The sequence below is a fragment of the Cupriavidus sp. PB-02 genome, from assembly GCF_058252315.1.
In genome coordinates this window covers 1150824-1163454 of record NZ_CM177695.1, presented here as the reverse complement: position 1 = coordinate 1163454, position 12631 = coordinate 1150824, and the positions used below count along the sequence as shown (strand labels likewise).

The following is a 12631-nucleotide window of genomic DNA, read 5'->3' as shown; positions in this document are numbered from 1 at the left end:
GATTCAACGCAATCCAAGTGTGATGGTGGTGCACTAGTAGCATCGCTATCTGGCAAAGTGTTCTATTGCGAGGCGATGGCGAAATCGGATATCGAAAGGATACATGCCATTTTATATTCTGATTTTTTGGATTACGTCTTCGGAAGCAGCGGAACAAGTCCTGGATTAACATGTTGCAAAGATCCATCCATCAAACCTCCCCAGGCATCAAAGGCCACCCATAATCTATCGACCTTCTTGCATTGGACGCTTTCCAACAGCATCCAAAAAATTTCGATATCTGGAATGGACATTGCCGATATTTACAAACAAATCAATCACTTTACGAACGGCACGATAGTGGATTTTCTCGCCCCAGGAATAAGTAAAGCTTCTGGCGTTAAGAATATACTTTCGCTGCTTTCGATCAGGCCCGAGGAAACAGCCTTTGTCTTCAATGACGCAAATGATCTTTCTGTCATAGAAGCACCTGCCCTTCGTGGCATGCACTTAATCAAGGTCGGATCAACTTTACCCAACATACCTGCTCATGCGACGGTAGCCAATCCGAACGGCGTTGCATCAGTACTAAGTGACTGGCTAACTGCCGCATAAACAGGGCATGGGACTCCCTGAGGAAAGAGAAGTACTTGTATGCGTACAGGCGTTTCCGCCCACCTTCGTTCCCCGATCCAGCTCGCTTAGGGTCTTGGGCCACCCTCTCCCAGAACGCCTTATCAGCCAGAATGGGCCAACAAGGCGGCCATAGCGACTGGCAATGATTCAGCGCGAAGGGCGCAGCTGTCGCCCGATCTGCGCGACAACTTCAGGCATAGCTCGCTGTCGAGCAGTCGACGACGAGCGGCTACCTTGCATAGCGTAGAGGATGCGCGGCACGAGGCCACGCAGGAGCGGCATCGGATCGGCTGGGGCACGGAAAATAGCCTGGCAGACGGGTTATTTCGCGATCATGAAATTTTGCTTGCCCGCTATTGATGGTGCCTCCGGAATTATGTTTGCGGTTTAACTTGACGATTAATTGCATTAGTTTTAGTCCAACAGTTGACGGTTGATCTGGGCGCGGGTGGCGCACGCGTAGGTGTAATTCGGCGCGCCGAGCACTGCCACGAAGATGCTGGCTTCGAAGGCAATGCCGCTTCCGGGTCGAGAGTCGCCACCATCGGGAAGACGACCATACCTTCGTCCAAGGAGCCCAACGGCACGCTGCTGGTCGACCAACTGCTGCCGGGCAAGACCCTGGGCTACTGGCCACCGGCCTGGCCCCGTTCCTGTCGCTCATATTCCCCTATCCATAGCACCTTCGGAGAGGACCGTCCAGAGAAGGAATTGCCCAAACGTGGTTGCTACTCTGCCGCTCGAGCGCTCTCACTTCATAGACGTCCCAGATCAACCCCCAAGAAATCCAGACGGAACGGGAATGAATTTCTCTCGAACTCAATCCCCAACCCGTCAGTCCATTGAATGGGAGCGGTTGAATCGGACTTCAGAGGGAATACTTGTCGGAAATCGAAGCCATTGACCGACAGTTTTGGTTGTGAAATCCCACGGAAAGGCTGCGCTTCAGATTCCATCCACCGAGCAGAACCAATTCAGGCTCGACGAGATGAATGATTCCTACGGTTAGGTGAAGAGTATGAACCCGGAACAAATTTACGAATTCGATCTCAATGGATATGTCATTATCCCTGCGGCCATCACGCAGCCCCATCTTCTGCGCCTGCAGGAGTTCTGGTCAAAGCATCTCACCACGCATTTTCTGCATGATGTTAACTTCGACTGGGGCGAGGAATGGCGTGCACTGATTGACCTCGATGCGGTCTACCGCTTCCTCGATATCATTTATCGGTCAAGATTCCGCCTCGACCATATGTTCTGCGTCGACGAGCGGTTTATCAGTAGTGGTGGCAACCTGCACCATGAGGCCGATATGTTCGATGAGGGGATATATTACTGGGTACGGAATCACCGTATCCACAGCGGGCTTGTCGCAGTCCAATATGCCGTTTCTGATATCGGCGGGACCGAGAATCACTTCTGCTGCATCCCAGGTTCGCATCGCGCAAACTTTCCGGTTCCAGACCGCTACCGGAGCCTCGCAAACAACCCCCTGTTGCAGCACGTCTTCCTGCAGGCCGGGGATGCCGTAATTTTCTCCGAAGCGCTTGTCCACGGCACCTGCAAGGTGGTCGACTCCGGGCGACGACGCTCGGTGTTTGGGCGCTATATGAACAGTCATTCCTATTTCAGGAAGCCTCCCGCGCATCAGGAGACTACGGCGTTGCCGGCCACGCCTAACCATTCGGTCGCTGGCGCACAGTCTTTTTCCCCGGATCGCCTTACACCGCGGCAGCGGCAACTGGTTGCTGCACCCGCTTACGCGAGAAGCCACCCGGCCATACGGAGCTAGCACGAATGGAACCCGTGAGCGTAAAAGCGATTATGTTTGGACCGAGAGGGATTCTGTTCGTCAGGAATCCGCGCAACGAGTTGGAGTTACCGGGAGGACGACCCGAGCCCGGGGAAGGGTTAGAGCGTGCACTGGTACGTGAGGTAAGGGAGGAGTGCGGCCTGGATGTCACCTCGACGGTCTATCTCGGCAGCAGATCCTGCGAGATCATTCCGGACAGACGGGTGTTGCTTGTGTTCTTTCTATGCGAGTTTGCCGGACAAGCCCTGACATTGAGTGAAGAACATACGGCCTATGAATGGATAGATATCTCGGCTGAAAAGCCGGCGATTCTCCCGTCCTACTACTGGGATTTCTGCCAAGATTTAGCCTCGTCTCGCATGAAACATTCGCATGTCGGAGGTCTGTCTCAGGAAGCTGCGCCGACGTACCCGCTTCATACTGGTGAGTCAGATCGACAGCGTCTTCAAGTTATGTCATCGATCTACGACCCAGCTACGAAAGATTTCTTGAGTCGATATCTGCCAGATCAGGGACGCGCGTTGGATGTCGGCTCTGGTCACGGACAGATTGCATGTTGGATGGCCATCAGTAGTCCGCAGTCTACGGTACTGGGTATCGATAACAGTCCGAAGCAAGTCGACCTGGCTTGGTCTACCGCTCGGCGGCTAGCCTTGACCAATGTCACTTTTCGCCTCGGGGATGTCACGCAGCTCAACAGCATCGCTAAGTCGGTAGGGGTATTTGACCTCATTACTTGCCGATTCACGCTGCTGCATATCAAAAAACGCGCGAATGCCATTCGGGCGCTCCTTAAACAGCTGGCCCCGGGGGGAACCCTGGTCATCGAGGAGCCATCGCTGGCAAGTCTGTTCTCAGTGCCGACGGTATCGGCATTCGCGGAGGCGAATGCCGTCATGATGGCCTGCGGCTGGAGGAATGGCATCACCTATGACTGCATTGAGGACATTTGGGCGATCATCACCAGTCTGGACGTCAATATCAAAGAAGCCAGGTTCAGCCAGCCTACGGTCTGGAAGAAGGAACACAAGGAAGTCGTCTACTTGTCCTTCCAACAGTTCCGGCCTCAGCTCGTCAAGCAAGGACTCATTGCAGAGAAACGCGCGGACGCTATTGCTCAAGCGCTCATCCAAGAATTTATGGATGACACCGTGATATCCGGCGGGCTACGCACGCTGCAACTGGCCATTTCCATACGAGGAGAAAGACTATGATGCAGGCGACGGTCTCCCAAGTATCACAAGGCATCTACGAGCACATTCCGACGGAGGACGTAGTGGGCTATCTCCTGCGCGAGCGCTCAATGCTAGCTTGGGCGATTGATGGCGCCTCCCCTGTCACCGCTGCGCCCTTCAAGACTTACGAAGACGTCACTGACGCCGGATGGTTCGCGCGACGGCTCAGCCAGTTGCTGGAAAAGCAATTTCAAGACACTCCGTTCAGTAAGGCGCAACTGTGCAACAGTCTGCAGGTTCTCCAGGGCGAATACCGCCTCGACGGAGGCGATGCCCAGCCGATTTGGGGCTGGCCTGTTGCCGCCGCCACGTTCGTGGAGATTGACCGAACGAAAGTACCTGTAAGCATGTTCGTCTATCGCTATGCGGATTGCTTCGTGGAAATCTTGCAAGGCCCCATTCCTAGCTCGGACCACTCGCCTCGGCCGTCACACTCGCCACCAAGCTATGATCTCTGGAAGCCGTACTCCGGATTCCGGGGTCACACGCTGGTGAATCTATGGCAACGTCGACTCCAACAGCAAAAGGGCGAGTGCAGTACCGCGCTTACCCTGAACCCGGCCAGTGCGATGAACGCTGTGGAGGAGGAACGAAAGATTACGACACCCGCTCATATCATTCTGGGCAGCGACGGCCTATCTCGCGTTTGGGATACCTACCAATTAATGACCAGTGAGCAGGCCATGCATTTGGTTGTACAGCATGGACTACCTTCGCTCTTGCACGCGCTCCGGAATTTCGAGGCATCGAGCCTCACCGGCGGCGCTGACCTCAAGAGACGGGATGATGCAAGCGGAATTCACATTTTTCTTCCATAGCACCCATCGTGCCATGCCCCCGGTTTCTATGGGCGCTTGCCAATCTTCTCGAGCCGAGGACTTCGATTTTTCCTCACTGGCGCCTGAGCTTTCCATTGCGGCGACGCGCATAGGACATCGAATCGATCTTTTTCTAGCGCCCGGCGTCTTGCAAGGATGCGCTGATGGACATGATCCCCATAGCCTTCGCGCATGAAGCGCGGCATGCGGCGCTGTCCCGGCTGGAACATCCTGAAACAGAGAACTGAACTGGGGTCGGATAGGGGGCCACCTTCGTAAGGCGGCCTGCCCTTCGCGCTCATCTTCTCCTAATGACTATCGCAATGGTGTGGCCTACGCCGATTCCCATGAGGCTCCTCGTGTAGGGACCGCAGGGGCAAAGTACGTTGCCGTCATGCGTACCTGGCGACGCGCAGGTTACTTCCCGGCAGTGTGCAGGAGGGATAGCAAAACAGCTCCAGTATGCGCGCCAATCGATGCCCTAGCTTCCTGCTCAAAGATGCACCAGGCGTCATAGCGCTCCCACAGGACTGGGTGTTCCTTGCGGCGTTCTAGTTCGCGTGCGTGAAGGCCTTCGGACAGCTGCAATATCCACGCATCTCTAGCCGCTTCGCCGTTCTTCGGCGGGCCGCCCAGTGCTTCTCGCGTTTGCTCGTAGTTTTCATCGCTCATGGCTACCACTTGCGCTGCTTCCGCCTCGCTCCAAACCGGATACTGCCGATAGTCGTGGACCGCATACTCGGTCACTAGCGGCAACACGTGTCTTACCATGTCGGCGTCGAATAACGATACCGCCAGGTGCTCCAATTCTTCGCTCTCACTGGAACCCAGGCCAGACCCAGTCAACAGCACGGCCTCACGTTGCAGGGCTTCCCAGTCTGACGCCGTCACGCTCGCGCCAGCGTGCTGGCGCTGATGCAGCATCTCGATTTTCCTGTTGAGAGTGCGCGCGACATCGTTTTGGCGGTATTGCGATATAGCCCAAGGGGAAAGGTATAGCAGGTCGTACAGCACCTTGGCTGTCACTGCACCGAGGTTAGCCCCAACTGGCATGGCGTCGACGATCTCAATCGTCTGCGCTCGCGCCGTCTTCTCGTCGGTCTGGGATTGGAGCCAGTACAGCATGCCAAGTAGGTCTCCCAACGCCATCGGCGCCCCTACAATCGCTTCGAACTGCGCCTCATCGCCAGCCAGTTGTCTCGAGGGTTGGTATGCCTCCTCTTGGGAACAGTCCCTCAGGCGGGAAATGCCAGCTTCCTTGACAGCGACGTCGCCGCCGAAGCTATTCCACTCTTCTTCTGGGGCATCGGCCGGGGACGCCGCATTCCGTATTTCGAGAGATGCACGCTGCAGCGCAGGTACCGCCAATCCAAGCTCCCGCAACCATTTCTCCACCATGAGCCGCAACCGCATTGTCGATGGACCGACGAGGCGGCCACATTCCTTGCCCGCAGAGTAGAACGCCAGCGTCGGGATCGCACGGACGCCAAAGTGCTGCCAGCCTCCGGGCGCCTCATCGACATTCAGCTTGAGCACCTTCAATCGTCCCGGATAATCGGCCACTAGCGTCTCCAGATGGGGCGCTAGTGCTAGACACGGCGCGCACCACGGCGCCCAGAAGTCCACCAGAACGAGAGAATCCCCCTCAACGTCTTGATGGAACGTCGCCTGCGTCGTTTCGAGTATCGTCATGCTCACCTCACTTCGGTTGCTATTGCATCAAATCGATGGAGCGACCTAGCGCCAGGAACGCTCACTGATCTTCAGCGCTCTACCCCAGGACGACCAATGCCGCTGGCCCATCGTTGGGTTGCTGCTTTCTTCGCATCCGTAAGCAGAACCCTGCGAACGATTCTGTCTTCGCTCATCGCTCAATACCAGCGCACGCAGGAGACGAGGAAAGATGAAATAGAGAAAGAAGAAGTGCGAAGATGAGCTGTTGACCGCAATTTTCTCGACTTTCACCCAAACAGCTTCAGGACGGAGAATTCCTTCGACATCGAAACCAGCGCATAAGGCGATTGGATTTCAGATTGAAATCCAAGTTCCACAGAAGTCGACATACGGGATCTCGCCGTCAGTCCATTCGCATGGCTGCCCTGTTACCCTATGGCCCCCGTTTCCTCAATAGCTCCCAGGACGCACTACCTCCGCGCATCGTCACTGAGAGATGCTGGCCCAGCCGCTGTTCGATCCCCGGTTTCCACGGCACGAGGCTAAACGTTTTGCCGTCATCGAGCATAGCGTAGCGACCGCTCGCGAGCTGCACGCAGCGTCGGTAGATGCCGGCCACGCGCTGCCCGTCGGTCACCGGCCGATGCTCCAGGCCGGTTTCAGCGGCGATGTCCTGTGCCGCCGTCGCCAACTCCCTGCCACGCAACGCCACCAGCAGATTGCGCACCAATATCACTCGGTGCCCACGCCGCTCGGCCAGCCCCTGCTCAACCAAGAATTCTGCACGCTGTCTCAGCGCGGCCTTGACCTCCTCGCCAAAACCTAGGTCGCCCGGCCCCATACCCCCACCAATCAGTTGCTGGTCCAGCCAGGTCGCGCCGATGACCTGAGCCTGCCGTTCGATTGGCAGGTGCGATTTCAACTCCACCGCCACCCCGCCGCCCAGAGGCTGTACGTCGTACTGGCGGCCACGTTCGGCCAGGTCGCCTGGCACATGCCAGACGCCTTCGGAGACGCGCTCGACGATGCCGGCACGGCGCAGGGCTTCGAGCCGGCGCACGTGTGCGGCAACCAGTTCGCGCGGCTCGCGCCCAAGCGTAGCGTCACGCTGGGCGACTGCAAGGTGATGGTCGGCGCGATACACGCCGTCGACGGCCAGCGCAGTGATGTTCCGGTCGGCTGCGCGCATCTCGGCCGAGCCCTTCACTTCCACGATGGCCCCTGTCGGGTACTTCTCCAGCTCTGAAGGTGGCGGCAGCCCGACGTAGTGGGCCTTGCCATCGATCCCGTCGACCACCAGGTAGCCCTTGTCATGCAATTCACCGGCCAGCCCCTTGTCGACCACCCGACCGATGACGGTGCGGCCGTCATCGCCGGGCTGGTACACGGCGATTTCGCGCTGCTGGCCCTCAATTGAAATAAAACTCAATCGGCGGAAGGGACTGCGTTGGCCGCAGTAGCCGCGCCTGGTCCGGCCGCTCCGAGCGCCCGGCCTCATCAGCGAAACTGGCGCCGGGATGTCAGTCCATCAGCAGACCACGAACAAGCACCGAAGCACCGCTGGCGCAGAGAAAAACCAGTAGCGCACGCCGTACGGCGTCTGCGGAGATGTGTCGCCGCAGGCAGGATCCGGCGGCCAGCCCGGCCAGACCGAACGGCATCGCAAACACAGCGCTACGCAACAGCTCCTCCTGATGCAGAAGTCCCCCGCTGGCAAACGCCAGGAGCCGCATTACCGCACTGAACAGGATGACGGCCGCGATGGTTGAGCGGAACCTGTCGATCTCCGGGAGACGCCTGGACAAATACATTGTGTAGACAGGGCCGCCGGTACCGAACAAGGCGCTGAATACGCCACCGACAACGCCTGCCGGCACCGACCAGCCCTTTGCGGCGCACTCCATGCGAGCGGAGGAAGCCATCAGCGTGCGCGCCGTCATGGCCAGGACAAACAGACCAAGGCCAACCAGCAACCAACGGGATTCGACCTTTGCCAGGACGGTGGTCCCAAGCGCCACGCCGACCATCATGAAAGGGACCAGACGCAACAGCTCCGTTCGCGACACCGAATTCCAGTTGTGCAGGCCAACCACCGTGGTCGCCAGGAGGTCAAGCAGAAGCAGCATCGGAACCACGACTTGCAGCGGAAGAAACTGCACCAGGATGGGCACCGCAATCATCGCCGCACCGAAGCCCGTGAGGCCGAACACTGTGTAAGCGCCAGCAATTGTCGCACCCAGAATCGCGTAGTGTTCTGCTCCCATCGTGCTCCGGTCGACTTGTCGTGGATTATTCTGCTATGCCCTGCTACAACTTAATCCCGGCGCGCTTGGCGGCCGACAGATAGGTTGCAAAGTCCACCGCCCGGTCCTTGGCGGGGTTCCTCACGCATCATTGCACCGGTTAGTTGGCAGAGATCTTCCGCTTTGCCACCAAGAGCTTCCAGCGCCCGGCTTCCTGAGCGATCTCTTCGGGGAGTCTGCCCTTCGGAGTCAGGGTCTTGGTCATGCCTTGGGAGGCCAGATAGCGCTGCATGCTCGGTTCCGCTGCCGCCTTTTCGAGGTCGGCATACATCTTCGCCGTCAGTCCTTTCGGCGTGCCAGCCGGTGCCATCAGTGCAAACCAGCCATAAAACGTGAAGCCTTGCAGGCCCGCCTCGGCGACGGTGGGAACGTCTGGAAGCAGGGTCGACCGTTCCTTGCCCGTCACGGCAAGCGCCCGCAAGCGGCCGCCTTTCAGAAGCGGCGAGATGGCGTTGATGTTGCCCACAGTCATGTCTACCGTACCGGCCATCAGATCCGAGTAGGCCGGGCCCTCTCCCTTATATGGCACGTGGACGACGTCGATGCTGGCCGCCTCTGCAATAGCCTCGCTGGCCATGTGCACCTGGCTCCCGTTACCCGCCGACGCAAAGGTCAACTTGCCTGGATTAGCCTTGGCGTAGCTGATGAGCTCCGCGATCGTCTTGGCGGGAACCTTCGCATTGACGGTCACCACCATCGGGCCGCTGGCGATCTTGCTGATCATCTCGAAGCTTTCGGCGGAGTACGGCAGCTTTTGATAGATGAACGGATTGACCGTGAACATGCTGCCGGAGGCCAGCAACAGCGTATAGCCATCGGGAGCCGACTTCGCAACGACTTCGGCACCGACGGCACCGCCAGCACCCGGCCGATTGTCCACCACAACCGGCTGCTTCCATTGCTTGCCGAGTTCAAGGGCCACAGCGCGCGCCAGTAGATCGGTCGCACCACCGGAGGCAAATGGCACAACTAGGCGAATCGGCTTGCTTGGCCATTCCTCGGCATGCGCAGGGACCATATAGAGCGGCGCGATCGCGAACACAAACATGGTCAACGCTGTGGACGGGCGGTAGCGCATCGTATCGGCATCTCGGCTCCGCTCCTTCACAATGGGATGTTGACGCATGCGGCACAACCACTGTCGCCCTTGTCCAAGCCAATACCTGACGGCTTTGCGCGTGCTTCTTGAGTTCATCGTTGTCTCCTTTGTGGTGTCGCCTTATTTCGCGACTATCGTGTGTTGCGTTTCTTCGTATGGATCCTAATAACAAGTTCACTCAGATGGAAACGGAATATTGAACTTATGTTGACAAATTAAAGTTGTTATATTTTTTTCGAAAAATAGACACCACTCCCACCACATTCAAAGTGGAGAATAAATGACCAATTCAGGAATCAATGGAATGACTATCCGCTTCGATATGGATTCAGGAATTCCGACATCGACGCGGAGATTGGCCGTGCCGGATGCGAAACAACTGATAGCGGTCGCGTCAGCCGCGGAAAGTCCGTACGCAGTTCAACCAGCGTCCCCTTGTCCAGCATGCCCTGCACCAGGATCCTGGAAAGGCAACTGATACCCAGGCCAAGCTCGACTGCATACTTGATCGCCTCGGAGCTTCCAAGTACCGTTTGCGGGCGGAGCGGCCCCAAGTAGGAATGCAATGCACTCCCGACCGCGTCTCGCGTGCCGGATCCCTCTTCGCGAAAAAGCCAGTCCGCCTGCTGAAGCTCGACGCCTGATACAGGCTGGCCGGATGCACGTTGTGCCACGGCCAGCCTGTCATGGGGCGACGCGACGATGACGAGTTCATCATCGCGCCATTTATAGCTGAGCAATTCCGTTGCCGCACTTGGCCCCTCAACAATGCCGACATCGACACGCGTTTCTGACACGAGGCGAATCACTTCCTGTGAATTCCCTATGTGTGCATCCACGCGTCGTTCAGGAAAATTGGCATGATAGTTCGCCAATATCTTGGGAATCAGATAATTGCCAATGGTGGTGCTGGCCGCGAGCTTCAGGTGACACGGCGGATGTCCGCCGGAAAACTCGCGTTCGATCCCGCGCGCCTCCCAAATCAGGCGGGTAGCCCGCTCCTGGAGCGCCCGGCCGGCATCGTTGAGCACCAGACGCTTGGAGACCCGATCGAACAACGTGACCCCAAGGCTTTGCTCCAGCTCATTTACCGCCGAGCTGACGGCCGACTGCGACAGCGCCGCTTCCTCCCCGGCAGCAGATGTAGATCCAGTCCTCGCAACTGCCGAGAACAGTTCCAGCTGCCGGAGTGAGAATCGCACTGCCGCCATGGTCAGCCTTTCTGCACCAGCCTTGGACGACCGTCGTCGGGCGTGCTCGCCGGTGTCGTGACAGCCGTCAATGCGTCCAGCAGCAGCTTCGACAGATGCGCGCGCGGATTGTCACGCGGAACCAGGATGCCGAGGCGACGCGTCAGCGGCGGCGAACCGAATGGAATCGTACGGATCGTCGCCGGGAACTCGTTCTCGACGCCGCGGGCTGGTACCACCGAGGATCCGAGGCCATTGGCCACCATCGCGATGACGCCCTCGAGCGTGTCGATTTCCATCGTGGAACGGACGGCAATCTGTCGCCGCACCATTTCCTCCTGCACAAGCAGTCCGACCCGAGCCGTGCGGTTAAATCGCACGTAAGGAGTGGTTTCCAGCACCCCCTTGTCCGAATCTCCCCGCGTCGTGACATGCGTGATCACCACGAACTCTTCGTTGAAGAACGGCATGAACTGCAGGTCCAGGCGTGGTACCTCCGGCTCCGTGACGACCGCAACATCGAGCTGCCGCCGGTACACGGCCCTTTCCAGATCGTGGGTAAGGCCGGTGGTCAGGTGAATGTCGATGCGGTGCCCCTGCTGGTGGAGCCGCTTCAATGCCAGCGGCAACACGCCAGAAACGCACGTGTGGACAGAGCCGAGCTTGAGCACACCTCCGGCGGCTTCGCGCTTGAGCGCGGCAGACATGCTCTCCCAATGCGTCAGCAGGTCGCGCGCACGGTTCGTGAACGCGAGTCCTGCGTCCGTCAGCACGGGCGGCCGGCGGCTCCGATCGAAGATCGTCATGCCGAGCTCCTCTTCCAGGGAACGCATCTGCATGCTCACCGCCGAGAGGGAAAGCCCGATGGCATTGCCCGCCTCGGCAAAACTGCCTCGGTCCGCAATGGCTACCAGTGTGTAGAGTGTCTTGACGTCCATGGCTGACAAATTGATGTGTGGTTCAAGTCGCTAGCTTGCTGCGCCGTCATTTTGCCGCATGGCCGTGCGCATCGCCCCCTATATCCCCAGCAGCCGACGAGCGTTGCCGCCCATCACCTTTTCCATGTTCTCGGGACGGATCGGCAACGTCTCGAACCATCGCTTGTAGTCCCGCACCGGGCAGAACGGAAATGAGCTTGCATACAGCATCCGGTCGGCCAGGAATGAATCAGCGGCCTTCACATATTCCTCCCAACCGGGCATCCGCGAGAAGTACATATCGGGCGAAAGGTACATATTCGGGCGGCGGAACGCGATGTGCAGGATCTCCGTCACCCAGGGCCAGCCACCGTGAACGACGACGACTTTGAGCTTCGGAAATTCAGCCAGGACCCGATCGGTTCGTACGGGATCGGAGTAGCTCAGGTCCGGACCGGCCGTGCCGCCCACCATCATGATCACGGGCACGTCCAGGTCTTCGCAGTGCGCGTAGATCGGATACAGGCGACGATCGTCCGCGTACATGGGAATCGGATAGGAGCCCGGTTCGATGTTGATCGCTTTGAAGCCGCTGGCGACCGCTTCCGAAATGGTCTTGCACGCAGCCACGCGGTTTGTCGGATCGATCGATGCCGCACCAATGAAGCGTCCTGGGTAATCGCGCACGATTCGCGCCACGTCCTCGTTGGAGACGCTCCCCAGCGTTCCGGCAAGGCGCCCCACCACGACGCCCTTGTCGACGCCGGCTTCGTCCATCTCCTTGAGCAACAACTCCATCGATTGCTGCTGCGCGGCAGGCGATGGTTCAAAGCCCACCGTCCTTGTAAAGCCGTCTCGGCGCTCGCCAGCCGAGTACATCAGCGTATCGAGAAAGCCACCGAGCGGCGGTCGGAGTCTGAAATCAATGATCATGTCTTGTTCCTGGCTGGTCTGCTACGGGAATGGG

The 12631-nt window shown here is 58.4% G+C and carries 10 protein-coding genes and 1 pseudogene; 4 read left to right on the top strand and 7 right to left on the bottom strand.

The window, feature by feature from the left end:
- Positions 1–75 precede the first annotated feature (75 nt).
- The 4 genes from AC10V3_RS26085 (at position 76) to AC10V3_RS26070 (ending at position 4481) form a co-directional block, all read left to right on the top strand.
- Complete coding sequence (locus AC10V3_RS26085; protein ID WP_490924218.1) at positions 76–594, top strand: HAD hydrolase family protein; 519 nt, start codon at positions 76–78, stop codon at positions 592–594.
- Positions 595–1633: 1039 nt separating this feature from the next.
- On the top strand, positions 1634–2407 hold the full coding sequence (locus AC10V3_RS26080) for a phytanoyl-CoA dioxygenase family protein (protein ID WP_490924217.1): 774 nt from the start codon (positions 1634–1636) through the stop codon (positions 2405–2407).
- Between the two features lie 5 nt (positions 2408–2412).
- Positions 2413–3642: a methyltransferase domain-containing protein gene (locus AC10V3_RS26075; protein WP_490924216.1), complete on the top strand. Its 1230-nt coding sequence runs from the start codon at positions 2413–2415 to the stop codon at positions 3640–3642.
- A complete protein-coding gene (locus AC10V3_RS26070) occupies positions 3639–4481 on the top strand; it encodes a hypothetical protein (RefSeq protein WP_022538246.1) in 843 nt (280 codons plus the stop codon). The genes AC10V3_RS26075 and AC10V3_RS26070 overlap by 4 nt, the downstream gene beginning before the upstream one ends.
- A 417-nt stretch (positions 4482–4898) precedes the next feature.
- Here AC10V3_RS26070 and AC10V3_RS26065 read toward each other — a convergent pair whose 3' ends face one another.
- The 7 genes and pseudogenes from AC10V3_RS26065 to AC10V3_RS26035 all read right to left on the bottom strand — a co-directional run bounded on the left by AC10V3_RS26065 (position 4899) and on the right by AC10V3_RS26035 (position 12597).
- The gene (locus tag AC10V3_RS26065) at positions 4899–6173 is read right to left on the bottom strand and encodes a thioredoxin family protein (RefSeq protein ID WP_490924215.1); all 1275 of its coding nucleotides are present in this window, start codon (positions 6171–6173) and stop codon (positions 4899–4901) included.
- Positions 6174–6588: 415 nt separating this feature from the next.
- Positions 6589–7563: pseudogene (locus AC10V3_RS26060) on the bottom strand (DUF3363 domain-containing protein); the annotation flags it as partial.
- A 112-nt stretch (positions 7564–7675) separates the two neighbouring features.
- The gene (locus AC10V3_RS26055) at positions 7676–8419 is read right to left on the bottom strand and encodes a sulfite exporter TauE/SafE family protein (RefSeq protein WP_454752948.1); all 744 of its coding nucleotides are present in this window, start codon (positions 8417–8419) and stop codon (positions 7676–7678) included.
- 139 nt (positions 8420–8558) lie between these two features.
- Positions 8559–9653: a Bug family tripartite tricarboxylate transporter substrate binding protein gene (locus tag AC10V3_RS26050; protein WP_454752947.1), complete on the bottom strand. Its 1095-nt coding sequence runs from the start codon at positions 9651–9653 to the stop codon at positions 8559–8561.
- A gap of 212 nt (positions 9654–9865) precedes the next feature.
- Positions 9866–10768: a LysR family transcriptional regulator gene (locus AC10V3_RS26045; RefSeq protein ID WP_490924214.1), complete on the bottom strand. Its 903-nt coding sequence runs from the start codon at positions 10766–10768 to the stop codon at positions 9866–9868.
- Positions 10769–10770: 2 nt separating this feature from the next.
- Entirely contained in the window at positions 10771–11685 is a 915-nt protein-coding gene (locus AC10V3_RS26040) for a LysR family transcriptional regulator (protein WP_022538239.1), read from the bottom strand.
- A 78-nt stretch (positions 11686–11763) separates the two neighbouring features.
- Positions 11764–12597 carry an amidohydrolase family protein gene (locus tag AC10V3_RS26035; RefSeq protein ID WP_490924213.1) on the bottom strand — a complete coding sequence of 278 codons (834 nt, stop codon included), beginning with the start codon at positions 12595–12597 and terminating at the stop codon, positions 11764–11766.
- Between the last annotated feature and the right edge of the window lie 34 nt (positions 12598–12631).

Excerpts from the sequence above, each read along its gene's own strand:
- AC10V3_RS26045 (WP_490924214.1), bottom strand. The coding sequence starts at position 10,768 with ATGGCGGCAGTGCGATTCTCACTCCGGCAGCTGGAACTGTTCTCGGCA.
- AC10V3_RS26065 (WP_490924215.1), bottom strand. The coding sequence starts at position 6,173 with ATGACGATACTCGAAACGACGCAGGCGACGTTCCATCAAGACGTTGAG.
- AC10V3_RS26055 (WP_454752948.1), bottom strand. The coding sequence starts at position 8,419 with ATGGGAGCAGAACACTACGCGATTCTGGGTGCGACAATTGCTGGCGCT.
- AC10V3_RS26080 (WP_490924217.1), top strand. The coding sequence starts at position 1,634 with ATGAACCCGGAACAAATTTACGAATTCGATCTCAATGGATATGTCATT.
- AC10V3_RS26075 (WP_490924216.1), top strand. The coding sequence starts at position 2,413 with ATGGAACCCGTGAGCGTAAAAGCGATTATGTTTGGACCGAGAGGGATT.
- AC10V3_RS26035 (WP_490924213.1), bottom strand. The coding sequence starts at position 12,597 with ATGATCATTGATTTCAGACTCCGACCGCCGCTCGGTGGCTTTCTCGAT.
- AC10V3_RS26085 (WP_490924218.1), top strand. The coding sequence starts at position 76 with ATGGCGAAATCGGATATCGAAAGGATACATGCCATTTTATATTCTGAT.
- AC10V3_RS26040 (WP_022538239.1), bottom strand. The coding sequence starts at position 11,685 with ATGGACGTCAAGACACTCTACACACTGGTAGCCATTGCGGACCGAGGC.
- AC10V3_RS26070 (WP_022538246.1), top strand. The coding sequence starts at position 3,639 with ATGATGCAGGCGACGGTCTCCCAAGTATCACAAGGCATCTACGAGCAC.
- AC10V3_RS26050 (WP_454752947.1), bottom strand. The coding sequence starts at position 9,653 with ATGAACTCAAGAAGCACGCGCAAAGCCGTCAGGTATTGGCTTGGACAA.